Raw genomic sequence first — 26,126 nt, forward strand, 5'->3', positions numbered from 1 at the left:
GCGTTTAACGTCGTGAAGTAGCACCCTTGTATGTATGTAATGCAAAAAAGGCTTGTCGCAATTCACGACAAGCCTTTTTTGTTTTTTATAACTCACTAATCTTGTAAAAACTGTATGAAAAAATACGTTTTAAAAACATCGTATAAAAAAATTATAGCAGATACTATTACACCTGTAAACTTATATCTTAAATTAAGAGATAAGTACCCTAATAGTTTACTACTGGAGAGTAGTGATTATCATGCCAATCAAAACAGTTTTTCGTATGTGTGTTTTAACCCTATTGCACACATAAAAGTAGAAAACAACACAATAGAATGTTTATTCCCGGATGGTGTAAAACAGCAACAAGAAATTAAAAATACAAGTGAAGTTATAAACCAAATACACCAATTTGCCGAGTGTTTTAGCAGCACATCTAATCATACTTTTAAGTTTATAACTAATGGGCTTTTTGGTTTTGTTGCTTATGATGCCGTTAAGTATTTTGAAAGCGTATCTATTTCCTCTAAACCACATGCTGTTAATATCCCCGAAATTTACTATGCGGTTTATAAAAACATTATTGCCATAAACCATTTTAATAACGAAGCCTATATTTTTTCGCATGATTTTAATACCAAAGAAAACATTCAAGAAATATTGCATGTTATTAATACTAAAAACTATGCTTCCTATCCTTTTTTTACTGATGGCAATCCGGTTTCTAATTTAAGCGACAGTGCTTACAAAGATCTAGTTGTAAAAGCCAAAGAACATTGTTTTAGAGGTGATGTATTTCAGCTTGTATTATCAAGAAGATTTGCACAGGCTTTTAAAGGAGATGAGTTTAACGTTTACAGAGCCTTAAGAAGCATAAATCCATCGCCATATCTTTTTTATTTTGATTATGGCTCTTTTAAAATATTTGGCTCATCGCCAGAGGCTCAACTCGTAGTTAAAAATAATAAAACAGAAATACACCCTATTGCCGGAACCTTTAAACGTACCGGTAATGATGAAGAAGATGCTATTACTGCAAAAAAGCTTTTTGCAGATCCTAAAGAAAATGCAGAACATGTAATGCTGGTAGATTTAGCGAGAAACGATTTAAGCCGAAATGGCACCAATGTAAAAGTAGAAACCTATAAAGAACTTCAGTTTTTTTCGCATGTTATTCACTTGGTTTCTAAAGTGGTGGGGCAAAAAAAACCAGATACCAAAACAATGCAAATAGTTGCTAATACTTTTCCGGCAGGAACGCTAAGCGGAGCTCCAAAATATAAAGCCTTGCAACTTATAGAACAATACGAACCTACCAACAGAGAATTTTATGGTGGCGCTATTGGTTTTATGGATTTTAACGGAAACTTTAACCATGCAATAATGATTAGAACTTTTTTAAGCAAAAACCACACGCTGTATTACCAGGCTGGTGCCGGTATAGTATCTAAGTCTAAACCTGAAAACGAAAACCAAGAGGTTTATAACAAATTAAAAGCATTAACAACAGCCATAAAAATGGCAGAAACCATTTAAAGCAAATGAAAAAAGTTTTAATGATAGATAATTACGATAGCTTTACCTATAACCTAGTACATTATTTAGAAGAATTAAATTGTGATGTTACCGTAAAGCGAAATAACGAGCTTTCATTGCAAGATGTAGCTTCGTTTAACAAAATTATACTATCTCCGGGACCCGGAATACCGGACGAAGCCGGCTTGTTAAAACAAATTATTGCCAAATACGCTCCAACTAAAAGTATTTTTGGTGTATGCCTAGGAATGCAAGCAATAGCCGAAGTTTTTGGAGGTAAGTTAATTAATCTATCTACCGTTTATCATGGTGTTGCCACCACAGTAACCTGCACTAAAAACGATGTGCTTTTTACCAACCTACCTAAAACTTTTGAAGTAGGCAGATATCACTCGTGGGTAGTTGATAAAAAATTACCTGAAAACTTAATTGCAACCTCCTTTGATGAAAACGGAGAATTAATGTCTTTAAGACACAAAGAATATGATGTTTGTGGTGTGCAATATCACCCAGAATCTGTTTTAACCCCTTTAGGAAAACAACTATTAGAAAACTGGGTAAACCACTAAAAATTGGTTTTATGAAAGATATTTTAAACAGACTGATTAATTACGAAAGCATATCTGCAGAAGAAGCAAAAAATACGTTGATAGAGATTGCAAAAGGGAATTTTAATGCAAGCCAAGTAGCTGCTTTTTTAACTGTTTATATGATGCGTAGCATAACGCTACAAGAGCTTCAAGGTTTTAGAGATGCTTTGCTAGAAATGTGTATTCATGTAGATTTTTCTGAGTATAACACAATAGACCTTTGTGGTACAGGAGGTGATGGCAAAAACACTTTTAACATTTCTACCCTTGCTTCATTTATAGTTGCCGGAACCGGTATAAAAGTTGCTAAACATGGTAATTACGGAGTATCGTCTGTAAGCGGGTCTTCAAATGTATTAGAATATTTAGGAGTTAACTTTACAAACAATACATCTAAGTTAAAAAAGTGTTTAGAAGAAGCCAACATTTGTGTGCTACATGCTCCTTTATTTCATCCTGCCATGAAACAGGTAGCTCCCATAAGGAAAGAGTTAGGCGTTAAGACTTTTTTTAATATGCTTGGCCCGATGGTAAACCCTTCTTTTCCTGCTAATCAAATGGTGGGCGTGTTTAACTTAGAGCTGGCAAGAGTTTATAGTTATTTATACCAACAAACAAATAAAAGCTATACTATTTTACATGATTTGCAAGGTTATGATGAACTTTCGTTAACCGGAAACGCTAAAATTATAAGTAATACAGCCGAAACAGTATTGTCTGCAAAAAATTTTAAAACAAATACCATAACACCACAAGATCTTTTTGGGGGAAATACTGTAAAAGATGCTGCTAAAATTTTCTCTGCTGTATTACATGCAGAAGGCACAGAAGCCCAAACTAAAGTTGCTTGTGCAAATGCAGCACTTGCCATCGTCACAGCAAAGCATATAGCATTAGATGATGCATACCAACTAGCTCAAGAATCGTTACAAAGCAAAAATGCTTTGAATGCATTTAAAAAAATGTTAGCCATTTGTAATTAATAATTTTCTATGACAATTTTACAACAAATAATTGCCTATAAACAACAAGAAGTAGCTTTAAAAAAGCAAGTTATTGTTATAAAACAACTAGAAAATGCTAAACTATTTAGCAAACAAACTATATCGCTAAAAGAGCAATTAGCAAAAAGTAGTAGTGGGATTATAGCAGAGTTTAAAAGACGTTCCCCCTCTAAAGATAATATTAATCAAAAAGCTTCTGTGATTACGGTAGCAAATGCATATGAAATTGGCGGTGCTACTGGGATGTCTGTGCTTACTGACACTAATTATTTTGGTGGATCTGCTGATGATTTTTTATTGGCTCGGTCCACAACAAACCTACCTTTACTTCGTAAGGATTTTATTATAGATGAGTTTCAAATATTAGAAGCTAAAGCTCTTGGAGCCGATGTAATTTTATTGATTGCTGCCTGCTTAACCAAACAACAAATTACAGCACTTTCTGAGGTAGCCAAACAACTACAACTTGAAGTTTTATTAGAAATACATGATGAAACCGATTTACAAAAAACCAACCTAACCAATATAGATATAATTGGCGTGAATAATCGTGATTTAAAATCGTTTAAAACCAATATACAAACAAGCATAAACCTAAGTAAAATAATACCCGATTCTTTTATTAAAATATCTGAAAGTGGTATTAGCAACCCAGAAAATGTGAACCTCTTAAAATCGTATGGATATAACGGCTTTTTAATAGGAGAACATTTTATGAAACAAGACAATACGGTTAAAGCCGTACAAAACTTTATTAATAAAATTAATCCCCATGAAGCTTAAAGTTTGTGGGATGAAAAATCCCGATAACATAAACAAAATTGCAACATTAAAACCAGATTTTTTGGGGTTTATTTACTATAAAAAATCTCCAAGAGCTGTTACTGCACAATTACCAAAAACACCAAAACAAATAAAAAAAATAGGTGTTTTTGTGGATGCTTCTGTTGATCAAATTGTGCAAACCGCCAAAGAAAATACATTATGGGGAGTACAACTTCATGGTAAAGAAACTGTAGCATTTTGCAATTCAATAAAAAAAACTATGCCAAGTCTAAAAATTATAAAAGCATTTGGGGTTAGTAACAGCTTTAACTTTAATATTGTTGAGCCTTACAAAGCGGTTGTTGACTTTTATCTTTTTGACACTAAAGGCAAACTTCCCGGTGGTAACGGAATAACTTTTAATTGGAACTTACTTAAAAATTATACCGCTAACAAGCCTTACTTTTTAAGTGGCGGTATTGGCCTTGAACATATTAATGAACTTACAAAGTTTAAAAAATTACCTGCTGCAAAATATTGCTATGCCGTAGATATTAATAGTCAGTTTGAAAGTATTCCCGGCTTAAAAAAGCTGCATTTACTAAAACGGTTTATGCATCAACTAAAAAATAATTTATAACAAAACACAAATGAGCTACCAAGTAGACAACAATGGTTATTATGGCATTTTTGGAGGAGCTTATATTCCCGAAATGTTGTATCCTAACGTTAAAGAATTAGAAAAAAACTATCTGAATATTTTAGCTTCAGATGAGTTTAAAACAGCCTTTAATAAATTACTTGCCGATTATGTTGGCAGACCATCTCCTTTATATTTGGCCCAACGATTATCAAATAAATACAACACCAAAATTTACTTAAAACGTGAAGATTTAAATCATACCGGTGCTCATAAAATTAACAATACAATCGGACAAATTTTAGTTGCAAAACACTTAGGTAAAAAAAGAATTATAGCCGAAACCGGCGCCGGCCAACATGGCGTTGCTACTGCTACAGTTTGTGCTTTAATGGGTTTAGAGTGCGTAGTATATATGGGAGAAATAGATATAGCCAGGCAAGCCCCTAACGTTGCCAGAATGAAAATGCTGGGCGCTAAAGTTATCCCGGCAAAATCAGGAAGTAAAACCCTTAAAGATGCAACAAACGAGGCTATAAGAGATTGGATTAACAATCCAACCAACACACATTATATTATTGGCAGTGTTGTTGGTCCGCATCCGTATCCTGATATGGTTGCTCGTTTACAGAGTGTTATATCAGAAGAAATTAAACAACAATTTTTAGAAAAAGAAGGAACAGAAAACCCCTCGCATATTTTAGCTTGTGTTGGTGGGGGCAGTAATGCAGCAGGAGCTTTTTATCATTATTTAAATAACACAAACGTTCAATTAGTTGCAATAGAAGCTGCAGGTAAAGGAATAAATTCAGGTAAAAGTGCTGCCACTTCTGTTTTAGGGAATGAGGGTATTATTCATGGAAGTAAAACTTTGTTAATGCAAACACCTGACGGGCAAATTGTAGAACCTTACTCAATTTCTGCCGGACTTGATTATCCGGGTGTAGGACCGCTACATGCACATTTATTAACCAGTAAAAGAGCCCAGTTTCTGTCGGTTACAGATGCAGAAGCAATGAATGCCGGATTAGAATTGTGCCAATTAGAAGGAATTATTCCTGCCATAGAAAGTGCACATGCCCTTGCTGCACTCTCAAAACTAAGTTTTTCTGATAAAGATATTGTTGTAGTTAATCTTTCTGGTAGAGGTGATAAAGATTTAAACACGTACATAGATTATTTTAAACTGTAATATTTGTAGGTTATTATGAACAGAATTAAAAATATATTTAATAAAAACAAAAAAGTACTTTCTATATATTTTACGGCCGGCTACCCAAACTTAAATGACACCACTAAAATTATTAGCGAGTTAGAACAAAGTGGTGTAGATTTAATTGAAATTGGTTTGCCTTTTAGTGATCCATTAGCCGATGGGCCAACTATTCAAAACAGTTCAACAAAAGCGCTTTCTAATGGTATGACAACAAAATTGCTTTTCTCTCAGCTTGAAAACTGCAGAGAAAACATTTCAATCCCGCTAATTATAATGGGTTATTTTAATCCTATTTTACAATTTGGTATAGAAAACTTTTGTGAGGCGTGTGCACGAGTTGGAATAGATGGTTTAATTATACCCGACCTTCCGTTAGAAGAATACACTCGTAATTATGCATCAATTTTTAAAAAAAATAATCTATCAAATATCTTCTTGATTACCCCACAAACGCCAAAAGAAAGAATTTTACAGATAGATAGTATTAGCGACAGCTTTATTTATATGGTTAGTTCTGCCAGTACTACCGGAGCGAAAAATGTTTTTAATGAAACAGAACTGAACTACTTTAAGCGTATTTCTAATATGAATTTAAAAAATAAGTTATTAGTTGGTTTTGGAATTTCTAACAGTAAAACTTTTACGCAAGCAACAACGTATGCAGACGGAGCTATAATTGGTAGTGCCTACATAAAACATTTACAAAAAAACGGCGTAGAAAAAACCCGAGATTTTATTAACCAATTTAAATAAGCACTTTTAAAAATCTAAAACCACGCCAAAACTCGGAATTATACTGCTTGTGTCTGTAACAATAGGCACTAAAGTTTTGGGTTCTATTACTTGTCCGTTTTCATCTCTGGCTAAACCATATTCGGTTGGTTGAGGAATTTGCTGTTTTAATAGGTTTTGAGCTTCAACAAAAATATTAAGTGATAGATCTTTAAAATTCCATTTTTTATCTATTCTAACATCTAACTGGCTAAACACATCTAATTTAACTTCTCCTAATCTGGTGTAATCTAAAATAATTTCGGGATAGCTTTCTTGTGTAGCCTCTAAATCTACTGGGGCATATGGCGTTTTTCCTGCAAAACGATATCTAGAGCTAATTTCCCAATTATTGTTTAATTTATAACCTCCGGTAAACGAAATTAAATGCCTGCTATCCCAAACAGACGGGACATATTTATTGTTATTTAGCCCTGTAAACTCACTAAAAAACCAAGTGTACGAAAAAATACCGTAAAAGTTTTTTGATAATTTTTGCTGAAATAATAGTTCGGTACCATACGCTTTACCGCTACCGGTAGTTGCAACGTCTTCGCTTCCTAATACCTCAAATCCAGCTCCTTTATTAGCTAAAGAAACTTGATCTACAACAGAAATCGGGTAATCTTCATATTTTTTGTAAAATGCCTCTACAGAGAAGCTTGCCGAAGGTGTAAAATAATGTTCTACCCCAAGCACAAAATGATTGCTTGTGGTATACGATACATCTTTATTTACCAAGGTGTTATTGTTATCTTTAAAACCTAAAATAGTGTATGGCGGTAGTTTAAAATAACGGCCGGCAGTAGCATTAATTTTCCAGTTATCAATAAACTCATAAGATATAGCTGCTCTTGGAGAAAATGTACGTAAAAGGTGGTCTGTAGTTGTAAAGGTATCATCGTCTAAACGAAACCCTACAGATACATCTAACCTATTATTTAAAAAAGAACGCGTAACATTGGCAAATAACCCATACTTTACAAAATCTATTTCAGAATTAAACGTGTTTTGATAAACGTTATTTATTGTATTGTTTTTATACTTAGAATATTGCGTGTTAAATCCGGCCGAAAGCTTAAATTCATCATAAAATTTAGTGACTAAATATCTAAGCTTTGTTTCGGATTCTACGGCATCATTTGCAAAAACTACACCCGTTTGATTTTCTGCATCTTCATACTTAGTAAATTTGTTTTGCAGTCTGTTAGTACTTAAAGTGGTTTGCATAAATCCGCTACCATCTTTAAATCTTTTTTTCCAGGTTAGGCCAATAGTATTGGTTTTTTGGTTTATAAAAGGAGACTGCTCTAACTGTGCTTGCTGCTCTGCATCAAAATCAGCAGGAGCTTCAACAGAAAAATCATCAATAGAGCCCAAACCAATAAGGCTTAAAGTGTTATACTCATTTATTTTATGATTTATTTTGTATTGATAATCCCAATAGCTTGGTCTAAAAGGGAGGCCGATTACTTTAAATAAAAATTGCAAGTAGCTTCGTCTAACCGAAACCAGATAACTAGTATTGCTTTCTGCTTTTTTTCCTTTAAAAAGTGGTCCTTCTACCGATAGTGCTGCTTCACTTGCACTAAGCCTGAAATTGCCTGCAAAATTTCTGGTATTTCCTATTCGTTGTTTAAATTGAAGTACACCTGATAGCGGATTATCGTATTGGGCTCCGAATGCAGATGCAGAAAGTGTTACATCGTCTATAAACGAAACATTAATCATACCAACGGGACCTCCTGCGCTTCCTTGGGTACTAAAGTGATTTATATTAGGCACCTCTACCCCATCTAAATAATATACGGTTTCGTTCGGGGCGCCCCCGCGAATAATTAAATCATTTCTAAAACCACCAATAGAGGGTGATACACCGGGCAAGGTTTGCGCTACCTGAACAACATCATTATTACTGCCCGGATACGTTGCAATTTCTACGGCAGATAAGGTTTGTGTAGATAAAGGAGTTTCTTTAGGTTTACTAATTCTGCTTGCATTGGTAACTTCTACCTCATCTAAGGCTTCTACTAATTCTGTAAGTACAAAATTATACGCAGGCGTACCTTTAGATTTTACAATTACATTATACTTTGTTTGGGTTTTATATCCTAAATAACTTACTATTAAATTGTACGATCCGGGTTCTATATTTGTTATGCTGTACTTTCCCTCTTGATTGGTTTGAGCTCCTTTTTGGGTTCCTTCTAAATAAACCGATGCACCAAATATGGGTGTCCCCGTTTGATCTGTTACCACCCCATTTAGTTCTCCGTAAACTTGAGCAAAAAGTAAATTAGTAAAGAAAAAAATAAAAATTGTTGTTAGGTAGTATATTCGGATCATCTTATGTTTCACTTAAATTATAACTATACAAATTTATACCTAAAAAAATAGGCTTTACAACAGCCTTAATAATAAAAGTTAATACCACTATAACTCTTTTCTAAAAACGTTTTTATGTTAAAAAACTACTTCTAAATTATTACTGTTTAACACTTTTTAACGATACTAAAAAGCTTATAATACTTGACATTAACTTAGTTTTTTAGTATTTTTTATACAGTTGTTTAACCTAAAATGATGAGTTATGATTAAAGAAAAGAAGGAAAAACGCAAACAAGATTTGTTTTCTATTTTTGGAAGACTTAGAAAAAAAGTAAAAGAATTTAACCCAAATGCTAAAACCATTTCTGAACATACTAAAAAAGAAAAAGTTTAATGGGAAAAGGTGATATAAAAACACGTCGTGGTAAAATTATAATGGGCTCTTTTGGAAAGCTACGTCCCAGAAGAAAAAAATTTAGATTAAGACCCAAACACGTTAAGGGCGAAACCGTAAACAACGGTTAGCCCAAAAAGTAGGGTCTGTATTGCTCTACTCTAAATAAAAAAGTATTGTACTCTGGGTTGATAGCTTTTTTTTGTTTGTATAAAAGCATACTCCCTATTGCTCTGTTTGCACTTCCTGAAGGCGCTATTAAAGACACTGTTTTTATTTCTCTTTTACCAATTTTGAGTTTGTGAATTCTGGGTAATGTATTAGTAACTTCTACAAAAGGTAATCCATGCTTTTTTACAAGTTTTCTAAACAAATATTCCGGACCGTTTTTACTGTTTCCGCCCATAAAAAGTAATGTTGTTATTGATTGATGCTTTTTTACATATTCTATTACATCTCTAAGTTTTAAATTTTTCATTCCTAAATCTGAAGCATCAATTTTATCTCTGTAGGCATACTCTACTATATCGCAAATTCCCAGTTGGTGTTGTTGTAACAATTGTTTTCTTTGGGTAATTGCTTCTTGCGAGTTTTCATATAATAATGGTGTATTGTAAATTTTTTCTAAAATAGGCCATAGCAAACCATCTTTACTGCCATAGCAAAAATCTACATCTTTATCTTTTAGTGTTCTTGTTGTAAATCTGGCAGGAGGCAATGTTCCTACAATAAGTTTCTTGGTATTATCTGGAATATAAGCAGAATACGGGTGAGTATGCTTAAACATATGATTTTGAATTAAGTGCTAAAAATAGTACTTTTAAAAGCTAACCAACAAAAATGAAAACTTTATGGGAAAAGGTGATAAAAAAACGCGTCGTGGTAAAATTATAATGGGCAGTTACGGCAAGCATCGGCCTAGAAAAAAAGTCCGTGCTGCAGTAGTTGAAGCTGTAAAAAAAGAAACAAAAGCCAAAGAAAAGACTACTGCAACAGCTAAAAAAGCAAGTGCGCCTAAAACCACTAAAGCAAAAGCTACGGCTAAAAAAACAACAGCAAAAAAGACCACAACAACTAAAGCAAAAACTACAACTAAAAAAACAACTGCTAAGAAAAAGGCAGAATAACAAAAAAGCTCCCAATTGGGAGCTTTTTTTATCGAATAAATACTAATTCATTTTCTGATGAAAATTCTTCACTAAAGCCATATCCTTCATAATTAAATCCTTTTAAATCGTCCAGTGTTTTAGCATTAGTGTCTAAAATATATCTTGCCATATAACCTCTTGCCAATTTAGCATATGTCATAATAGATTTGTAAGTACCATTTTTGTAATCTTTAAAAGATGCCGTAATTACCGGAACCTTAAGCTGTTTGGCATCTATGGCTTTAAAGTATTCGTTACTTGCTAAATTTACAAAAACCTCATTGTCTGAAAGCTCACTATTTAATGCTTCGGTAATCTTCTTTTTCCAGAACTCATACAAATTTTTGTTTTTACCAATGGCTAATTTGGTTCCCATCTCTAATCTGTATGGTAATATTAAGTCTAGTGGTTTAAGCAAACCATATAAACCCGATAGTATTCTAACGGTATTTTGTAAGTTGTCTATTTTATCTTCGGGTAAAGTATACACATCTAGCCCACGATAAACATCTCCGCTAAAAGCATAAACAGCTTGCCTTCCTTTATCTGGAGTAATTGGTAATTGCCAATCTTGATTTCTGTTGTAATTAAGCTCAGCCAAACTTTCAGAAATTCCCATGAGCTTGCTTAAACTCTTTGGAGATTTAGACTTTAGCACCTTATTAATTCGTTCTGCTTCGGTTAAAAAGGTTGCCTCTGTATAAGTTGCAGTAGGAACTTTACTCTCAAAGTTTAATGATTTAGCCGGAGATAATACAACTTTCATGATTATAATTTTGATTGATATCAAATTTACAAATGCTAATTAATTTCTAAGAGCAGAATGCTTAGAATGTTTTAATTAAGCAATAGTATTTATTTATAGTTATTCGGGTTTGGCATGTTTTGCATACATTCTCCACTTTTCTATACAGGATTGCATGTCTGACGGAATTGGAGCTTCAAATTTTAAAAATTTTCCTGTAGTAGGATGTTCAAACCCTAATGTTTTAGCGTGTAGTGCTTGCCTTGGAAGTATTTTAAAACAGTTTTCTACAAATTGTTTGTATTTAGTAAAAGCTGTTCCTTTTAAAATTTTATTGCCTCCGTAGCGCTCATCATTAAATAAAGTATGCCCAATGTGTTTCATATGAACTCTAATTTGATGAGTTCTTCCGGTTTCTAATCGGCAAGACACTAAAGTTACATAGCCCAAACGCTCTATAACTTTGTAGTGAGTAATGGCTTCTTTACCTTGTGAACCATCTTCAAAAACAGCCATTTGCAATCTATTTTTAGGATGCCTCCCAATGTTACCTTCTATAGTGCCTTGATCTTCTTCTACATTCCCCCAAACTAAAGCAAGGTATTCGCGTTCACTGGTTTTATTAAAAAACTGTTTTGCCAGGTGATTCATTGCGTGCTCTGTCTTGGCAATGGCAAGGAGTCCACTTGTATCTTTATCTATTCTATGAACCAATCCGGGTCTGTTGTTACTATTTTGAGGAAGGTTATCAAAATGATATACAAGGGCATTTATAAGTGTTCCTGAATAATTACCATGCCCCGGATGCACAACCATTCCTGCCGGTTTATTTACAACCAAAACCTCATCATCTTCAAAAACTATATCTAACGGAATATTCTCTGGAGTAAGTAAAAATTCATACGGAGGATGCTCAAAAAGAACCTTTACAACATCGTTTGCTTTTACTTTATAGTTTTGTTTTACAACAGTACCATTAACCCAAATGTTACCGTTTTTAGCTGCTTGTTGAATTTTATTTCGAGTAGCGTTCTCAATAAAATTCATTAAAAATTTATCTACTCGTAAAGGCTCTTGTCCTTTACTTGCTGTAAAACTGTAATGTTCATACAGCTCATCATCTTGAGATTGTTCTAAATCGGTATTATTGGTTGTCATTTATTAATCTTCTGAATTTGCTTTAATTTGAGCTCGTTCGGTAACCGTACCGTTACCGCAAACCAACTCTACTTTAGATGTTTTAGGAAGTTTTTCGCCCGGCTTTATGTCTTTTCCTTTATACTTTATGTAATAAACCATGTCTTTACCAAGCTCATCAATATACGTAACTCTACCAACTTCTAACCCTACAGCTCTAAGTCTGGCTTCAGCATTTCTGCGTGTTACTTGTATAATATCTGGGATGGTAACATCTTTATATCCTGAAGGGTTAACGGTTAAATAAATTTTCCTGTCTTCTTTAACTAACTCTCCTGCCGGTGGGTTTTGCTCTATTACAGAAAAACGTGGGTATTTTGGGTTATAATTTGCCGAATCTAAAACCTGGTATCTTAATCCGGCTTTATCTAAAAGTTCTCTTACTTCTATCATTGTTTTACCGGCTAAATCGGGTACTAAAATATGCTCCCCGTGGTTGGTAGAGGCTTTAAGCCATTGTAGCATTAAAACAACCAAAACAATAGCAGTAACCGCCATTAACCCTATATGACGTAAAAAGGTTTTACTTTTTAAAAATGAAATAAAGCTCATATTAAGATTTTAAAGCAAAGATATAAAACCCAATACTTTTTACATTGCATTAAAATAATGATATTTTTGTTTTAGCAACCACAATTAATAATTAGCTTTTTACATGAAAAAAAACATCGCTATAATTATGGGCGGATATTCTAGCGAATACGAAATATCCGTTAAAAGTGGTAATGTGGTTTACCAAAACTTAGATAGAGAAAAATATAATCCGTACAGAATTCTTATTTTAAAAGACAGATGGGTTTATATAGATGACGCCAATCAAGAACATCCTGTAAATAAACACGATTTTACAATTACCGTTAACCATAAAAAAATTGTGTTTGATTGCGTTTTTAATGCAATTCATGGTACGCCGGGCGAAGACGGTTATATTCAGGCTTATTTTCATTTGTTAAACATCCCACATACCAGTTGCAATATGTATCAAGCTGCTCTTACCTTTAACAAAAGAGATTTGCTTGCTACATTAAAACCTTATGGCATTAAAACTGCAGCATCTTATTACCTCAATAAAGGAGATACTATAAACGAAGAAGCTATAATTAAAGCTGTTGGACTACCGTGCTTTGTAAAAGCCAATAAAGCCGGGAGCAGCTTCGGAATCACTAAAGTTACTAAAAAAGAACAACTTAAAGATGCTATAAATAAGGCATTTACAGAAGACGATGAGATTATTATTGAGTCTTTTTTAGATGGTACTGAGGTAACCGTTGGAGTGTTAAAATATAAAGGAGAAGTTACAGTATTACCCATTACAGAAATAGTTTCTGAAAATGATTTTTTTGATTACGAAGCTAAATATTTAGGCAAATCTCAAGAAATAACTCCTGCCAGAATTTCTGAAGAATGGGCAACTAAAGTAGCTGCTATAGCTAAAAAAATATATACCATTTTAAAAATGGACGGTTTTACCCGTTCTGAGTTTATTTTTGTTAACGGAGAACCACATTTATTAGAAGTGAATACCGTACCGGGATTATCTACGGCAAGCATAATCCCGCAACAGGCAAAGGCTGCAGGCATATCTTTGCCGGATTTGTTTGACAACGCCATACAAGAAGCATTAAATAAAAAAATGTAACTTTACCAGAATGAGAAGAGCTATTTTTCCGGGTTCGTTTGATCCTATTACGTTAGGACATTACGATATTATAACCAGAGGAATTACATTATTTGATGAGCTTATTATAGCCATAGGTTTAAATGCCGATAAAAACTATATGTTTTCTCTAAATGAGCGAAAACAATTTATAGAAGAGGCATTTAAAAATGAGCCTAAAATTAAGGTAATGACATACGAAGGACTTACGGTAGATTTTTGTAAAAAAGTAAATGCCGATTTTATTTTAAGAGGCCTTAGAAATCCAGCAGATTTTGAGTTTGAAAAAGCCATTGCTCATACCAATCGAAAATTATCTGAAATAGAAACGGTTTTTTTATTAACCTCTTCCGGAAAATCGTATATAAGCTCATCTATTGTTAGAGATGTAATCAGAAACGGTGGTGATTACACCAGCCTAGTCCCTAATACAGTAGTTGTTAAAAAATAGCGCTTTAAATTGTAAAAATAAACTCATCCTCTTTCATGCAAAAAATATATGCTTTACGCTTAATTAGCTTTTTACTTATTACCTGCTTTTTTGTAGGATGTAAAGACGAAGAAGCCAAACAAAAAGAAAAGTTCACCACTCATTTTGAAAAAACTAAAGGCACAGAAACACCTACCTATCAAGAAGTTATAGATTTTTATATAGAGCTTTCTAAACATTCTCCAGAAATAAATATGCAAACAATGGGAGCTACAGATAGCGGAATTCCATTGCATATTGTAACATACAACGAGGATGGCGAATTTAATTTTAACAAAGCCCGAGAGAAAAAAACTATACTCTTAATAAATAATGGTATTCACCCCGGAGAGCCCGATGGTATAGACGCTACCATGTTACTCTTTAGAGATTTAGCATTAAAAAAAATTAAACCTCCAAAACATACAATTATAGTAGCTATACCTATATATAACATTGGTGGTGCGTTGAACAGAAATAGCCATACAAGAGCTAACCAGAATGGACCAAAAGAATACGGCTTTAGAGGCAATGCTAGAAATTATGATTTAAATAGAGATTTTATAAAAGCAGATACCAAAAACGCTCGCTCGTTTGCAGAAATCTTTCATTTAGTTCAACCAGATGTTTTTATAGATACTCATGTTAGTAACGGTGCAGATTACCAATATACTCTTACACATTTATTTACACAGCATAACAAGTTGGGTGGTGAGTTAGGTAATTATCTTCAAAATAAATTTATGCCCGCAATAGAAGAATCTCTTAAAAATAAAGATTGGGATGTTACCCCGTATGTAAATGTATTTAATGCTGTACCAGAAAAAGGATTCTCTCAATTTATAGATTATCCTCGCTACTCTACCGGATACACTGCTCTCTGGAACACCTTAGGGCTAATGGTAGAAACGCATATGCTAAAACCTTACAAACAGCGTGTAGAAGGCACTTATGCCATTTTACAAGCTGCAATAGATGTAGCAGAAAATGAGCATATTACTATAAAATCTGCAAGAAAAGACGCTTTTGATTATTATGCTAACATAACCCAATACCCATTGCAATGGGAAATAGATACTACCCAAACAACAACACTTAACTTTAAAGGTTATGAAGCAACTTTAGATACCAGTAAAGTAACCGGTTTAATGCGCTTAAAATATCATCAAGACAGGCCTTTTACTAAAGAGGTAACTTATAAAAACTTTCTAAAACCAACCCATAGCGTAACCGTTCCTGAGGCATATATAATTCCAAAAAATTGGTTGAATATAATACCCCTGTTAGAGCAAAATAAAATTACCATGCAACCCTTAGAGACCGATACTACTTTGCTGGTAGAAAGCTATAAAATTGAAAGCTACGAAACTTACTCAAGACCTTATGAAGGGCATTATCCTCACTTTAATACTAAAGTAAGTAAGACTCTAAAAAAGGTTCAGTTTAAAAAGGGTGATTTATATATTTCAACACAACAAAAAGGAATTAGATATTTATTAGAAACTTTAGAGCCTGAAGCTGTTGATTCTTTTTTTAATTGGAATTTTTTCGATACGATTTTGCAACAAAAAGAAGGCTTTTCTCCATATGTTTTTGAAGACATTGCTGCTAATTTATTGGTAGAAAACGATAGCCTTCAAAGCGCTTTTAAAAACCTAAAAGAAACAGACGAGAATTTTGCTAACAATTGGTTTGCCCAATTAAACTGGATTTACAAAAATTCTCCTTACTATGAGCCGGCTCACTTGCAGTATCCGGTTTATAGAGTTTTAAAGGGCAACCCTAATTAAATAAGGTTTTAATATTTGCATACGATTTTTCTAACGCCTCTTTGGCTTCTTTTTCGTCAAGCCAAACTACTTTGTCTATACCCTCGTTTTTTTGAGGTTTTAACTTACCGTTATAGGTAGTGTGCATTTTATACCAGTGTGTTTCTTTTAGCTTGTATTTACCGTTACGCTGAAAAATATGATAGGTAATTCCTAAAAGCGACTCTATTTTAACATCTTTAACTCCGGTTTCTTCTTCTACTTCTCTTACCGCTGCTTCTTCTATAGACTCTCCCTTATCTACCTTTCCCTTTGGCAAATCCCACTTGCTGTTTCTATGAATAAACAACATTTGCCCTTTATCATTAAAAACTAAACCACCACCTGCAACCACAAAAGGAATCTTTTTTTGTAGTTTTTTTAAAAGCTTGTCTTTATCAGGATGATATAAGTATGCTGCTTTTATTTCTTTATTGGTAAGACGATTAATAACATCTTCTAAATTAACCGTATCTAACATAAAGAGTTTAAAATCTGTCTCTTTTTCTAAAGTATTGGTTAAAACAATGGGGCATTCATTTACAAAAACTTTATACATTTGCAGCATGGTTTTAGATAAAGACACTGCCAGAAAAACGGCCGAACTCTTGTTGCAAATTAATGCAATAAAGTTGAATCCGAAAAATCCTTTCACTTGGGCCTCAGGCTGGAAATCTCCAATTTACTGCGACAACAGAATAACACTTTCTTATCCGGTTATTAGAACTTATATAAGAGAGCAGTTAGCCAAACAGGTTGAAGAACTGTATGGCAAACCCGATGTTATTGCCGGTGTAGCTACCGGAGCTATTGGTATTGGCATTTTAGTCGCAGAATTTTTAGGATTACCATTTATATACGTTAGACCGGAGCCTAAAAAGCACGGTAGAGGCAACCAAATAGAAGGGCATTTAGAGAACGGACAATCGGTTGTTGTTATAGAAGATTTAATAAGTACCGGAAAAAGTAGTTTAAATGCCGTAAAAGCACTAAAACAAAACGGTGCAAATGTTAAAGGCATGCTCGCTATTTTTAATTATGGATTTGATGTTGCAACCCAAAACTTTAAGCAAGAAAACATAACTATTAATACATTAAGCAACTACCATTACTTATTAGAGCAAGCTTTAGAAACTAATTACATTAATCAATCAGAATATACAATATTACAACAGTGGAGTACTAACCCAGAAAGTTGGAAACCTGCTGTTTAAAAAAACTAAAAAAATGACAATTAACAGTCCTGAAACAACAGTAAATAAATCTACACAAGAGGTTTTTAATTTTTTGTCTGACGTAGAAAACTACAAAAAATTAATGCCGGAAAACACCAGCAAATTTGAAGTGCTAAGTGAAGACTCATTTGTTTTTGCTTTAAAAGGCATGCCGGAAATTGTTTTAAAAATTAAAGAAACGCAACCTAATAACAAAGTGGTTTTAGGTGCTGCTACCGACAAATTACCGTTTACACTAACAGGAAATATTAGCGAGGTTGACGCTCAAACCTCATCGGTTAATTTAGTTTTTGAAGGTAACTTTAATCCCATGATGGCCATGATGATTAAAAGCCCTATTACCAATTTCATAAAAACACTTGCAGAAAATTTAGCTAAGCAATAAACCTAATACAACATTTTAATTTGTTTGAGCTCGAAGGTTTTTATTACCTCATCTTCGAGTTCTACTTTTAATAACCCTTGCTCTGTAACACCTCTAATAATTCCGGGAAACATAACCTCGTTAGTATCTTTAAACGTAACAGGCTTGTCTTTTTTAAACAAAAGCGAGTTGTATTCATGAGCATATTTCCAGAAAGTATCCGGAGAACATAGGTTAAACACCTCTTTTAATTTCTCTAAAAGCAACACAAGCACCTCATCTAAATCATGTACTTTGCCGGTTAAATTTTTTAAGGAGCTAACTTTTGGTAAATTAGTAAATGTAGTTTGGTTAACATTTAAACCAATTCCAATTACAGATCCATTTATATGCTTTCCCTTAAGGATGTTTTCTATTAAAATTCCACAAATTTTATGATTGCCTGACAAAATGTCGTTAGGCCATTTAATATGCAAATCGGGTATTTGTAATGTTTGCAATGCTCTGTAAATACCTAAAGAAACCAAAATATTTAAGTTAAACCCTTTAGTGGCTTCTAAGCCCTCTACCCTTTTAAAAATGCTAAACGTAAGGTTTTTACCGGGTTCTGATTGCCAAACAGCTCCCATTTGCCCTCTTCCTTGTTCTTGGTTTTGAGCAACTATAACAGTAAAATCATCAAGTTCTTTTTTAAGCGCCTGCTCTTTTAAAAAAGTATTTGTTGAAGGTATGGCATTAAGTTTGACAATATGCATATACAACCTTATTAAGTATTTGTAATGTTATGTTAAAATGAATACTTAAAAAAACAAAAAAATAATAACTTTGCAATAAACAAAATTTACTGAATGACAAAAAAACAAAGTAGTGCAGAACAATTAATAGCAGGAATTATTCAAGGAATAGAAAATGTTAAAGGTAAAGACATTAGTATTCTTGATTTACGTGAGATAGACAACACAGTATGCGACTATTTTGTTATTTGTAGTGGTACTTCTAACACACAGGTAAACGCCATCGTAAACTCCATTCAAAAAATTGTAAGCAAAGAGCTTAAAGATAAACCCTGGCACGTAGAAGGTTCTGACAATGCAGAATGGGTTTTAATTGATTATGTTGATGTGGTTGTGCATGTTTTCCAAAAACACATAAGAGAGTTTTACGATATTGAAGGCCTGTGGGGAGACGCTAAAGTAACAACAATTGCAACTACTGTATAATTTTTAGAAAGACAAAAATTCATGGCAAAAGATAATAATCCCAATACCAAAAAACCTAGATTTAGCTCATATTGGATTTACGCAATCATTCTTTTTTTAATTATTGGAATGAACTTCTTTTCTGGCGGAATGTGGCAATCACAGCCAGAAACAACTCCTTCTGATTTGCAAGAGTTTTTAAAAAATGGCGATGTCAAAAAGATTGTCATTATTAAAAACGCAAGTAAAGCAAAGGTTTATTTAACCCCAGAAGCACTTACAAAAGAAGTTCACCAAAAAGTGGCCGATAATGCGCTACTACCATCTGCCGGTACGCCTCAATATCAAGTTACTTATGGTGATTTACAAAACTTTGAGAACGAGCTTAATCAAATAAAAAAAGACAATAATTTAGAAACAGAGATATCGTACGATATAGAGTCCAACTACCTTGGCGAAATCTTACTCTCAATTCTCCCATTCATTCTTTTAATTGGAATTTGGGTGTATTTAATGAGAAGAATGTCTGGTGGTGGCGCCGGTGGTGGCGGACAAATTTTTAATATCGGAAAATCTAAAGCAAAACTCTTCGATGAAAAAACAGACATGAAGGTAACATTTAAAGATGTTGCCGGATTAGAAGGTGCTAAAGAAGAGGTTCAAGAAATTGTTGAGTTCTTAAAAAACCCTGAAAAATACACCTCTTTAGGTGGTAAAATACCTAAAGGAGCACTATTGGTTGGCCCTCCGGGTACCGGTAAAACGTTATTGGCTAAAGCAGTAGCAGGAGAGGCAAAAGTACCTTTCTTCTCGCTTTCAGGTTCAGATTTTGTAGAGATGTTTGTAGGTGTTGGTGCCTCTAGGGTTCGTGATTTGTTTAAACAAGCCAAAGAAAAAGCACCTGCTATAATTTTTATAGACGAGATAGATGCAATTGGTAGAGCACGTGGCAAAAACAACTTTACCGGTTCTAACGATGAAAGAGAAAACACATTAAACCAGCTATTAACAGAAATGGATGGTTTTGGCACTAATACAAATGTAATTGTATTGGCTGCTACCAACCGTGCAGATATTTTAGATAAGGCACTAATGCGTGCCGGACGTTTTGATAGACAGATTTATGTTGATTTACCCGATTTAAGAGAGCGTAAAGAAATTTTTGAAGTACACTTACGTCCAATAAAAACTTCAGAAACGTTAGATCTGGATTTCTTAGCTAAGCAAACCCCCGGGTTCTCTGGTGCAGATATAGCCAATGTTTGTAATGAAGCTGCATTAATAGCAGCGCGTAAAGGAAAAAAAGCTGTAGAAAAACAAGATTTTCTTGATGCAGTAGACAGGATTGTTGGTGGTTTAGAGAAGAAAAACAAAATAATTACACCAGAAGAAAAGAAAACAATTGCATTTCATGAGGCCGGACATGCAACAGTAAGCTGGATGCTTGAACACGCTGCACCACTTGTAAAAGTTACTATTGTCCCAAGAGGGCAATCGTTAGGAGCTGCATGGTATTTGCCAGAAGAACGCCAAATTATGCGTCCGGAACAAATGTTAGACGAAATGTGTGCTACTATGGGTGGTAGAGCTGCAGAAAAAGTAATCTTTAATAAAATCTCTACCGGCGCATTAAGTGATTTAGAAAAAGTTACCAAACAGGCACGCGCCATGGTTACTATTTATGGTTTAAATGATAAAATTGGTAACATTACATATTATGATTCATCAGGGCAATCAGATTATACGTTTACCAAGCCATATAGTGAAGAAACCGCTAAAATTATTGATGCAGAAATTTCAAGAATTATAGAAGAACAATACCAAAGAGCTATCAAAATTCTTGAAGAAAACAAAGAAAAACTCATAGAACTCGCAGAACGTTTACTAGAAAAAGAGGTTATTTTTAAAGACGACCTCGAGAAGATTTTTGGTAAACGTCCTTTTGAAAAAGAAAAAGAAGAAGACGATTTAGTACCAAAATCATAATTTTTTCGTTATATCAGAGTTAACAAAAAGCAACTCTGTTTTAACTATAAAATTGCGCGCAAGATTCTTGATGAGTTTGTTTAAAAAAATTTTTGGTTCGAGCGATAAAAATGACGGCAAGAAAACCACTTCCGATCAAAGAGGAAAATACATGCCAGAACTAAAACTTCCGGTTGATGAAAAATTTACCATCAACTTTAAAAAAAATGGAGGTAAGTTCTTGTATTGCGACTCTTTAGATGAAGTTCATGAGTGCTTTTTAAATATCCTTACAGAAAACAACTGGAGGGAAAGTCAAGTATATTGTCTTGATGAACTTTTAGCCAAAAAATTTAAGAATTTAAACGTAGTTCATTCAGAGAAAAATCATAAAAGCGCTGTTTTCTTTACCACCTGCGAGTATCTTGTTGCAGATATTGGTGCCATACTTATTAGCTCAAGACAAATAAAAGAGAGCAAATTGAAAGACCTCCCCGATAATTTTATTGTATTTGCAACTACCAGCCAATTAGTAGATACACTTGGCGAGGGATTACGAGGCATTAAAAAGAAACACAAAAGCCAAATACCAACCAATATTACTACTATTAAACATTTTGAAATTAAAGACGAAAAAGATTTCATGACCTACGGAAGTAGCTCAAAAAACTTATATTTGCTGCTTCTGGAAGACTTATAGCATGAGAGAACTTCTAAAACGATCTATTACTGGTTTTTTATACGCATTTTTACTTTTAGCTGCAGTCTTTTTAAGCACAGACGCCTTTGATTTTTTATTTATGTCTTTTGGACTTATTTGCATTTATGAGTTCAAGAAAATAATAAGACTAAGCGGCTACTATATTTTTATTGCATTTTTAGCACTTTGGTGGTTGGCTATTTACCTTTTACAAGGCAAGCTGTTTATTAATTTTTTAATGCTGCTAACCGTAACAACAAATTTATTTTTAATACGGTATTTACTAGCACTTAAAAACAAACCACTTGTTAACTTTCAGAAGTTTTTAATTACTTTATTTTACTTAGGAGGCGGATGTATTTTTTTAACCGTTATACCTTACCAATATGATGACTTTTCTAAGTATATTATAATTGGTATTTTTATATTGATTTGGGTTAACGACTCTTTTGCATATTTAGTAGGTAAAACAATAGGCAAAAACAAACTTTTTGAGCGAGTTTCACCTAAAAAAACAGTTGAAGGAGCACTCGGAGGTTTTGTGTTCACGCTCTTAGCCGCATACTTTTTACATAGATTAGATTCTGAACTAACCCTTTCTCAATGGCTTGTTTTGGCTTTTGTTGTTGTTGTCACCGGATCTATTGGAGATTTGGTTGAATCTAAATTTAAACGTATTGCAGGCGTTAAAGACAGTGGTGCTATTTTACCCGGTCATGGTGGTTTGTTAGATAGATTAGATAGTTTAATTTTTGCAGCTCCTTTTGCATATATAACACTTCAAATTTTTATTTATGTTTCATAAAGAAGGTCATAAAATAATTTTAGCAAGTCTGTTTATAGCTATAATCCTAGCATTATTAGCTCATTATTTTGTGTCTGTAGAATGGCTAAAGGTAAGCATCCAGTTATTTGCTATACTTTTTTTAATTGCCATTTTACAATTTTTTAGAAACCCTAAACGAGTTCCTGATTTAAATGATGCTACAGTATTATCTCCGGTAGATGGAAAAGTTGTAGTTATTGAAGAAGTTTTTGAAAAAGAATATTTTAAAGACAAAAGAATTCAGGTATCTATTTTCATGTCTCCTACTAATGTTCACGTTACCAGATATCCTGTAGGTGGCACTGTAACCTATTCAAAATATCATCCCGGAAAATACTTAGTAGCTTGGCATCCTAAGTCTAGCGAAGAAAATGAGCGTACTACAGTAGTGGTGAAAAATAGTGTTTTTGGAGAAGTTTTATACCGTCAGATTGCAGGTGCATTAGCCAAACGAATTGTTAACTATGCCAAAGAAGGAGATAATGTTACACAAGGTTCTGACTCCGGGTTTATAAAATTCGGGTCTAGAGTAGATGTTTTTCTTCCGATAGGTACACCAATTCATGTGCAATTAAACCAAAAAGTTAAAGGCGCTAAAACGGTTATTGCTTCTTATGAAAAATGATACATTACATAACAAGTTTATTAAGGCTGTAGATTATGTAAACAATTATACCGATCCTCTTCCGGCAGATTTTCTTTTAAAACTCTACGCCTATTATAAAATTGCCAATAAAAACTTTGACAACCCAAAAAGTAAAAAACCACTAATTAGTGCATTTAAAGCCAATGCACTGTTTCAGGCCAGAAATGTTACCGAAAAACAAGCCAAACAATTGTATGTAGAACTGGTAGAAAGCTACTTTAAAATATCGCTTTAAAACAAAAAAGCTTAGCCAATTATTTAAAATTGGCCAAGCTTTCTTTAATAGTAGCTATTTTAGCCAAAGCATCTGCTTCTTTTTTACGCTCCATAGCTACTACTTTTTCTGGTGCATTATTTACAAACCTTTCGTTTGCTAATTTCTTTTGTACTGATTGTAAAAACCCTTCAGTATAAGCAAGCTCTTCTTGTAGTTTTTTAATTTCTTCTTCTATATTAATTGCATCACTTATTGGGATAAAATATTCATTAGATTTTACTCTAAACGACAGTGCTCCTTCTACTTTATCTGTAACTAAGCTAAGCTCTGCAACATTACCTAATTTTTTAATAATATCATTAAAAGTATCCGGAACATTCTCACTGTTAATTACCGAAAGATTTATGGCTTCTTTAAACGGAATGTTTTTCTCTTTTCTGATTGCTCTAATATTCGAAATTACTTCTGAAGCAAACTCAAATTCGCTAATAATATTCTCATTAAAGTTTTCTGATTTGGGCCAATTAGCTACAATTAATGCTTGCTCTGGAGTTCTGTTTGCTATATGTTGCCATATTTCTTCGGTTATAAATGGCATAAACGGATGCAGAATGGTTAAGTTTTTCTCTAATATTTGTATAATGCTATTGTACGTATGCGCATCTATTGGTGCTCCATACGCCGGTTTAACCATTTCTAACAACCAAGAGCAGAAATCGTCCCAAATTAATTTATAAGTAGCCATTAAAGCATCAGAAATTCTGTATTTGCTAAAATGGTCTTCTATCTCTGCAATTACTTTATTAAATTTTGCTTGATACCAATTTATAGCAGTTTTTGCGTATTGAGGCTGCTTTATATCTGAAGCAACTTCCCATCCTTTTATTAACCTAAATGCATTCCATATTTTATTGGCAAACGCACCTCCTTGTTTACATAATTCTTCATCAAACATTAAATCGTTACCTGCTGGTGAGCTCAATAACATTCCAACCCTTACGCCATCTGCACCGTATTTATCTATTAATTCTAACGGATCTGGCGAATTTCCTAACGATTTAGACATTTTTCTGCGCTGTTTATCTCTAACTATTCCGGTTAGGTAAACATTGCTAAACGGTTTTTTCCCTCGGTATTCATATCCTGCTATAATCATTCTTGCAACCCAGAAAAACAAAATTTCAGGTGCTGTAACTAAATCGTTAGTTGGATAATAATAGTCTATTTCTTTATTGTCTGGTTCTAAAATACCGTTAAACACACTAATTGGCCATAGCCAAGAAGAAAACCACGTGTCTAATACATCACCGTCTTGCTTTAAATCTGCTAATGTAAGGCTTGTATTATCGGTTTTATCTTTAGCAAGCTCTAATGCTTTTTCTGCAGTTTCTGCTACAACAAAATCATTTTTCCCTTCGCCATAATAATATGCAGGTATTTGATGCCCCCACCAAAGCTGTCTAGAAATATTCCAATCTCTAACATTTTCCATCCAATGACGGTAGGTATTCACAAATTTTTCGGGCACTAATTTAATATCGCCTTCTAACACAGCTTCTAAAGCTGGCTGTGCCAAATCTTTCATTTTTAAAAACCATTGGTCTGAAAGCTTTGGTTCTATTACAGCCTTAGTACGCTCTGATGTACCTACTTTATGTGTGTGCGTTTCTGTTTTTACTAAATGTCCTTTTTCTTGAAGCTCTTTTACAATTTCTTTTCTAACCTCAAACCTATCTTTACCTTGGTAATGAAGTCCGTAATGATTTAAAGTAGCATCATCATTAAAAATATCTATTACTTCCAGATTGTGCTTATCTCCAAGCTCTTTATCATTAATATCGTGTGCAGGTGTTACCTTTAAACATCCTGTACCAAACTCTACATCTACATACTCATCTTCTATAATTGGTATAACCCTATTACAAATTGGTACAATTGCTTTTTTGCCTTTAAGATGTTGGTAACGTTCATCATTAGGGTTTATACAAATTGCAGTATCACCTAAAATGGTTTCCGGTCTGGTGGTAGCAATGGTAACGGTATCTTGGCTACCTTCTATTTTATACTGTAAATAATATAACGTTCCTTGTCTTTCTTCATAAATAACTTCTTCATCAGACAGCGTTGTTTTAGCCTCCGGATCCCAGTTAACCATTCTGTAACCTCTGTAAATAAGACCTTTATTGTAGAGATCAACAAACACTTTAATTACAGAAGCAGACATGTCTTCATCCATAGTAAACTTCGTACGCTCCCAATCGCAAGAGCATCCGAGTTTTTTTAATTGCTCTAAAATGATACCTCCATGCTTGTGAGTCCAATCCCAAGCATGCTTTAAAAACTCTTCTCTTGTAAGGCTACTTTTTTCTACACCTTCTTTTTTAAGCTTTGCAACTACTTTTGCTTCGGTAGCAATTGAGGCATGATCTGTACCCGGCACCCAACAAGCATTGTATCCTTTTAGGCGGGCTCTTCTAATTAATACATCTTGCAATGTATTGTTAAGCATATGCCCCATGTGCAATACTCCTGTTACATTTGGTGGCGGAATAACAATAGTATATGGTTCTCTTTCATCGGGTTCTGAATGAAAATAATTGTGTTTCATCCAGTACTCGTACCACTTATCTTCTACTGCTTTTGCATTGTATTTAGAAGGTATACTCATCTTTTTGGAACGGTTTTTGACTAAAGGTTACAAAAGTAGTTAACTCTGCAGGATTA

Annotated in this window: 29 protein-coding genes; 21 read left to right on the plus strand and 8 right to left on the minus strand. The window is 33.7% G+C overall.

Annotated elements, in window-relative coordinates:
* The first annotated feature begins 114 nt into the window (after nt 1-114).
* From ACZ5CF_RS00005 to trpA, 7 genes are read left to right on the plus strand one after another with little or no spacing between them, the layout of a single operon-like run.
* Nucleotides 115-1,518 carry an anthranilate synthase component I family protein gene (locus ACZ5CF_RS00005; protein ID WP_464579504.1) on the plus strand — a complete coding sequence of 468 codons (1,404 nt, stop codon included), beginning with the start codon at nt 115-117 and terminating at the stop codon, nt 1,516-1,518.
* Between the two features lie 5 nt (nt 1,519-1,523).
* On the plus strand, nt 1,524-2,087 hold the full coding sequence (locus ACZ5CF_RS00010; protein ID WP_464579505.1) for an anthranilate synthase component II: 564 nt from the start codon (nt 1,524-1,526) through the stop codon (nt 2,085-2,087).
* Nucleotides 2,088-2,098: 11 nt separating this feature from the next.
* Nucleotides 2,099-3,091: an anthranilate phosphoribosyltransferase gene (trpD, locus tag ACZ5CF_RS00015; protein WP_464579506.1), complete on the plus strand. Its 993-nt coding sequence runs from the start codon at nt 2,099-2,101 to the stop codon at nt 3,089-3,091.
* A gap of 9 nt (nt 3,092-3,100) precedes the next feature.
* Nucleotides 3,101-3,895, plus strand: a complete 795-nt coding sequence (trpC, locus tag ACZ5CF_RS00020) for an indole-3-glycerol phosphate synthase TrpC (protein WP_464579508.1) — start codon at nt 3,101-3,103, stop codon at nt 3,893-3,895.
* A complete protein-coding gene (locus ACZ5CF_RS00025) occupies nt 3,885-4,517 on the plus strand; it encodes a phosphoribosylanthranilate isomerase (RefSeq protein ID WP_464579510.1) in 633 nt (210 codons plus the stop codon). Before trpC ends, ACZ5CF_RS00025 begins: the two co-directional genes overlap by 11 nt.
* 10 nt (nt 4,518-4,527) lie before the next feature.
* Entirely contained in the window at nt 4,528-5,709 is a 1,182-nt protein-coding gene (gene trpB, locus ACZ5CF_RS00030) for a tryptophan synthase subunit beta (protein ID WP_464579512.1), read from the plus strand.
* A 15-nt stretch (nt 5,710-5,724) separates the two neighbouring features.
* Nucleotides 5,725-6,486: a tryptophan synthase subunit alpha gene (gene trpA, locus ACZ5CF_RS00035; RefSeq protein ID WP_464579513.1), complete on the plus strand. Its 762-nt coding sequence runs from the start codon at nt 5,725-5,727 to the stop codon at nt 6,484-6,486.
* A 6-nt stretch (nt 6,487-6,492) separates the two neighbouring features.
* Here the strand turns inward: trpA and ACZ5CF_RS00040 are convergent, their stop codons facing one another.
* The gene (locus tag ACZ5CF_RS00040) at nt 6,493-8,850 is read right to left on the minus strand and encodes a TonB-dependent receptor (protein ID WP_464579515.1); all 2,358 of its coding nucleotides are present in this window, start codon (nt 8,848-8,850) and stop codon (nt 6,493-6,495) included.
* Nucleotides 8,851-9,094: 244 nt separating this feature from the next.
* Between ACZ5CF_RS00040 and ACZ5CF_RS00045 the strand changes: the two genes are divergently transcribed.
* Complete coding sequence (locus tag ACZ5CF_RS00045) at nt 9,095-9,226, plus strand: hypothetical protein (RefSeq protein ID WP_464579516.1); 132 nt, start codon at nt 9,095-9,097, stop codon at nt 9,224-9,226.
* The gene (locus tag ACZ5CF_RS00050; protein WP_464579518.1) at nt 9,226-9,357 is read left to right on the plus strand and encodes a 30S ribosomal protein THX; all 132 of its coding nucleotides are present in this window, start codon (nt 9,226-9,228) and stop codon (nt 9,355-9,357) included. Before ACZ5CF_RS00045 ends, ACZ5CF_RS00050 begins: the two co-directional genes overlap by 1 nt.
* Here ACZ5CF_RS00050 and ACZ5CF_RS00055 read toward each other — a convergent pair.
* Nucleotides 9,354-10,013, minus strand: a complete 660-nt coding sequence (locus tag ACZ5CF_RS00055) for a uracil-DNA glycosylase family protein (RefSeq protein ID WP_464579519.1) — start codon at nt 10,011-10,013, stop codon at nt 9,354-9,356. The two genes, ACZ5CF_RS00050 and ACZ5CF_RS00055, sit on opposite strands and share 4 nt — an antisense overlap.
* A 64-nt stretch (nt 10,014-10,077) precedes the next feature.
* Between ACZ5CF_RS00055 and ACZ5CF_RS00060 the strand changes: the two genes are divergently transcribed.
* Entirely contained in the window at nt 10,078-10,353 is a 276-nt protein-coding gene (locus tag ACZ5CF_RS00060; protein ID WP_464579521.1) for a 30S ribosomal protein THX, read from the plus strand.
* 28 nt (nt 10,354-10,381) lie between these two features.
* Here the strand turns inward: ACZ5CF_RS00060 and yaaA are convergent, their stop codons facing one another.
* The 3 genes from yaaA to ACZ5CF_RS00075 all read right to left on the minus strand — a co-directional run bounded on the left by yaaA (nt 10,382) and on the right by ACZ5CF_RS00075 (nt 12,868).
* Complete coding sequence (yaaA, locus tag ACZ5CF_RS00065; protein WP_464579522.1) at nt 10,382-11,140, minus strand: peroxide stress protein YaaA; 759 nt, start codon at nt 11,138-11,140, stop codon at nt 10,382-10,384.
* A gap of 99 nt (nt 11,141-11,239) precedes the next feature.
* Entirely contained in the window at nt 11,240-12,277 is a 1,038-nt protein-coding gene (locus ACZ5CF_RS00070; protein WP_464579524.1) for an RluA family pseudouridine synthase, read from the minus strand.
* A gap of 3 nt (nt 12,278-12,280) precedes the next feature.
* On the minus strand, nt 12,281-12,868 hold the full coding sequence (locus tag ACZ5CF_RS00075; RefSeq protein WP_464579525.1) for a PASTA domain-containing protein: 588 nt from the start codon (nt 12,866-12,868) through the stop codon (nt 12,281-12,283).
* Between the two features lie 103 nt (nt 12,869-12,971).
* On the opposite strand from ACZ5CF_RS00075, the gene ACZ5CF_RS00080 reads away from it, so the two are divergent.
* From ACZ5CF_RS00080 to ACZ5CF_RS00090, 3 genes are read left to right on the plus strand one after another with little or no spacing between them, the layout of a single operon-like run.
* Nucleotides 12,972-13,955, plus strand: a complete 984-nt coding sequence (locus ACZ5CF_RS00080) for a D-alanine--D-alanine ligase (protein ID WP_464579527.1) — start codon at nt 12,972-12,974, stop codon at nt 13,953-13,955.
* A 10-nt stretch (nt 13,956-13,965) separates the two neighbouring features.
* Nucleotides 13,966-14,424: a pantetheine-phosphate adenylyltransferase gene (coaD, locus tag ACZ5CF_RS00085; RefSeq protein ID WP_464579528.1), complete on the plus strand. Its 459-nt coding sequence runs from the start codon at nt 13,966-13,968 to the stop codon at nt 14,422-14,424.
* A 35-nt stretch (nt 14,425-14,459) separates the two neighbouring features.
* Nucleotides 14,460-16,232 carry a M14 family metallopeptidase gene (locus ACZ5CF_RS00090; RefSeq protein WP_464579530.1) on the plus strand — a complete coding sequence of 591 codons (1,773 nt, stop codon included), beginning with the start codon at nt 14,460-14,462 and terminating at the stop codon, nt 16,230-16,232.
* Here the strand turns inward: ACZ5CF_RS00090 and ACZ5CF_RS00095 are convergent.
* Nucleotides 16,225-16,809, minus strand: coding sequence for an NUDIX hydrolase (locus tag ACZ5CF_RS00095; RefSeq protein WP_464579532.1), 585 nt, complete (start codon nt 16,807-16,809; stop codon nt 16,225-16,227). The two genes, ACZ5CF_RS00090 and ACZ5CF_RS00095, sit on opposite strands and share 8 nt — an antisense overlap.
* Before the next feature lie 7 nt (nt 16,810-16,816).
* Here ACZ5CF_RS00095 and pyrE point away from each other — a divergent pair, with 7 nt between their 5' ends.
* Nucleotides 16,817-17,464: an orotate phosphoribosyltransferase gene (gene pyrE / locus ACZ5CF_RS00100; protein WP_464579534.1), complete on the plus strand. Its 648-nt coding sequence runs from the start codon at nt 16,817-16,819 to the stop codon at nt 17,462-17,464.
* A gap of 13 nt (nt 17,465-17,477) precedes the next feature.
* The gene (locus ACZ5CF_RS00105; RefSeq protein WP_464579535.1) at nt 17,478-17,870 is read left to right on the plus strand and encodes an SRPBCC family protein; all 393 of its coding nucleotides are present in this window, start codon (nt 17,478-17,480) and stop codon (nt 17,868-17,870) included.
* Nucleotides 17,871-17,872: 2 nt separating this feature from the next.
* Here the strand turns inward: ACZ5CF_RS00105 and ACZ5CF_RS00110 are convergent, their stop codons facing one another.
* Complete coding sequence (locus ACZ5CF_RS00110; RefSeq protein ID WP_464579537.1) at nt 17,873-18,604, minus strand: biotin--[acetyl-CoA-carboxylase] ligase; 732 nt, start codon at nt 18,602-18,604, stop codon at nt 17,873-17,875.
* Between the two features lie 93 nt (nt 18,605-18,697).
* Here ACZ5CF_RS00110 and rsfS point away from each other — a divergent pair, with 93 nt between their 5' ends.
* The 6 genes from rsfS to ACZ5CF_RS00140 all read left to right on the plus strand — a co-directional run bounded on the left by rsfS (nt 18,698) and on the right by ACZ5CF_RS00140 (nt 23,420).
* The gene (rsfS, locus tag ACZ5CF_RS00115) at nt 18,698-19,069 is read left to right on the plus strand and encodes a ribosome silencing factor (protein ID WP_464579538.1); all 372 of its coding nucleotides are present in this window, start codon (nt 18,698-18,700) and stop codon (nt 19,067-19,069) included.
* Nucleotides 19,070-19,090: 21 nt separating this feature from the next.
* On the plus strand, nt 19,091-21,034 hold the full coding sequence (ftsH, locus tag ACZ5CF_RS00120) for an ATP-dependent zinc metalloprotease FtsH (RefSeq protein WP_464579540.1): 1,944 nt from the start codon (nt 19,091-19,093) through the stop codon (nt 21,032-21,034).
* A 70-nt stretch (nt 21,035-21,104) separates the two neighbouring features.
* Complete coding sequence (locus ACZ5CF_RS00125) at nt 21,105-21,713, plus strand: LUD domain-containing protein (protein WP_464580852.1); 609 nt, start codon at nt 21,105-21,107, stop codon at nt 21,711-21,713.
* 1 nt (nt 21,714) lies between these two features.
* Nucleotides 21,715-22,518: a phosphatidate cytidylyltransferase gene (locus ACZ5CF_RS00130; RefSeq protein WP_464579541.1), complete on the plus strand. Its 804-nt coding sequence runs from the start codon at nt 21,715-21,717 to the stop codon at nt 22,516-22,518.
* Nucleotides 22,508-23,164 carry a phosphatidylserine decarboxylase family protein gene (locus tag ACZ5CF_RS00135; RefSeq protein ID WP_464579542.1) on the plus strand — a complete coding sequence of 219 codons (657 nt, stop codon included), beginning with the start codon at nt 22,508-22,510 and terminating at the stop codon, nt 23,162-23,164. The genes ACZ5CF_RS00130 and ACZ5CF_RS00135 overlap by 11 nt, the downstream gene beginning before the upstream one ends.
* A complete protein-coding gene (locus ACZ5CF_RS00140) occupies nt 23,154-23,420 on the plus strand; it encodes an acyl-CoA-binding protein (RefSeq protein WP_464579543.1) in 267 nt (88 codons plus the stop codon). Before ACZ5CF_RS00135 ends, ACZ5CF_RS00140 begins: the two co-directional genes overlap by 11 nt.
* A gap of 19 nt (nt 23,421-23,439) precedes the next feature.
* Here ACZ5CF_RS00140 and ACZ5CF_RS00145 read toward each other — a convergent pair whose 3' ends face one another.
* A complete protein-coding gene (locus ACZ5CF_RS00145) occupies nt 23,440-26,070 on the minus strand; it encodes a valine--tRNA ligase (RefSeq protein WP_464579545.1) in 2,631 nt (876 codons plus the stop codon).
* Between the last annotated feature and the right edge of the window lie 56 nt (nt 26,071-26,126).

This window comes from Lutaonella thermophila, assembly GCF_055387725.1.

Coding starts and splice junctions, on each gene's coding strand:
- ACZ5CF_RS00005 (WP_464579504.1), top strand. CDS start 115: ATGAAAAAATACGTTTTAAAAACATCGTATAAAAAAATTATAGCAGAT.
- ACZ5CF_RS00010 (WP_464579505.1), top strand. CDS start 1,524: ATGAAAAAAGTTTTAATGATAGATAATTACGATAGCTTTACCTATAAC.
- trpD (WP_464579506.1), top strand. CDS start 2,099: ATGAAAGATATTTTAAACAGACTGATTAATTACGAAAGCATATCTGCA.
- trpC (WP_464579508.1), top strand. CDS start 3,101: ATGACAATTTTACAACAAATAATTGCCTATAAACAACAAGAAGTAGCT.
- ACZ5CF_RS00025 (WP_464579510.1), top strand. CDS start 3,885: ATGAAGCTTAAAGTTTGTGGGATGAAAAATCCCGATAACATAAACAAA.
- trpB (WP_464579512.1), top strand. CDS start 4,528: ATGAGCTACCAAGTAGACAACAATGGTTATTATGGCATTTTTGGAGGA.
- trpA (WP_464579513.1), top strand. CDS start 5,725: ATGAACAGAATTAAAAATATATTTAATAAAAACAAAAAAGTACTTTCT.
- ACZ5CF_RS00040 (WP_464579515.1), bottom strand. CDS start 8,850: ATGATCCGAATATACTACCTAACAACAATTTTTATTTTTTTCTTTACT.
- ACZ5CF_RS00045 (WP_464579516.1), top strand. CDS start 9,095: ATGATTAAAGAAAAGAAGGAAAAACGCAAACAAGATTTGTTTTCTATT.
- ACZ5CF_RS00050 (WP_464579518.1), top strand. CDS start 9,226: ATGGGAAAAGGTGATATAAAAACACGTCGTGGTAAAATTATAATGGGC.
- ACZ5CF_RS00055 (WP_464579519.1), bottom strand. CDS start 10,013: ATGTTTAAGCATACTCACCCGTATTCTGCTTATATTCCAGATAATACC.
- ACZ5CF_RS00060 (WP_464579521.1), top strand. CDS start 10,078: ATGGGAAAAGGTGATAAAAAAACGCGTCGTGGTAAAATTATAATGGGC.
- yaaA (WP_464579522.1), bottom strand. CDS start 11,140: ATGAAAGTTGTATTATCTCCGGCTAAATCATTAAACTTTGAGAGTAAA.
- ACZ5CF_RS00070 (WP_464579524.1), bottom strand. CDS start 12,277: ATGACAACCAATAATACCGATTTAGAACAATCTCAAGATGATGAGCTG.
- ACZ5CF_RS00075 (WP_464579525.1), bottom strand. CDS start 12,868: ATGAGCTTTATTTCATTTTTAAAAAGTAAAACCTTTTTACGTCATATA.
- ACZ5CF_RS00080 (WP_464579527.1), top strand. CDS start 12,972: ATGAAAAAAAACATCGCTATAATTATGGGCGGATATTCTAGCGAATAC.
- coaD (WP_464579528.1), top strand. CDS start 13,966: ATGAGAAGAGCTATTTTTCCGGGTTCGTTTGATCCTATTACGTTAGGA.
- ACZ5CF_RS00090 (WP_464579530.1), top strand. CDS start 14,460: ATGCAAAAAATATATGCTTTACGCTTAATTAGCTTTTTACTTATTACC.
- ACZ5CF_RS00095 (WP_464579532.1), bottom strand. CDS start 16,809: ATGTATAAAGTTTTTGTAAATGAATGCCCCATTGTTTTAACCAATACT.
- pyrE (WP_464579534.1), top strand. CDS start 16,817: ATGGTTTTAGATAAAGACACTGCCAGAAAAACGGCCGAACTCTTGTTG.
- ACZ5CF_RS00105 (WP_464579535.1), top strand. CDS start 17,478: ATGACAATTAACAGTCCTGAAACAACAGTAAATAAATCTACACAAGAG.
- ACZ5CF_RS00110 (WP_464579537.1), bottom strand. CDS start 18,604: ATGCATATTGTCAAACTTAATGCCATACCTTCAACAAATACTTTTTTA.
- rsfS (WP_464579538.1), top strand. CDS start 18,698: ATGACAAAAAAACAAAGTAGTGCAGAACAATTAATAGCAGGAATTATT.
- ftsH (WP_464579540.1), top strand. CDS start 19,091: ATGGCAAAAGATAATAATCCCAATACCAAAAAACCTAGATTTAGCTCA.
- ACZ5CF_RS00125 (WP_464580852.1), top strand. CDS start 21,105: ATGAGTTTGTTTAAAAAAATTTTTGGTTCGAGCGATAAAAATGACGGC.
- ACZ5CF_RS00130 (WP_464579541.1), top strand. CDS start 21,715: ATGAGAGAACTTCTAAAACGATCTATTACTGGTTTTTTATACGCATTT.
- ACZ5CF_RS00135 (WP_464579542.1), top strand. CDS start 22,508: ATGTTTCATAAAGAAGGTCATAAAATAATTTTAGCAAGTCTGTTTATA.
- ACZ5CF_RS00140 (WP_464579543.1), top strand. CDS start 23,154: ATGAAAAATGATACATTACATAACAAGTTTATTAAGGCTGTAGATTAT.
- ACZ5CF_RS00145 (WP_464579545.1), bottom strand. CDS start 26,070: ATGAGTATACCTTCTAAATACAATGCAAAAGCAGTAGAAGATAAGTGG.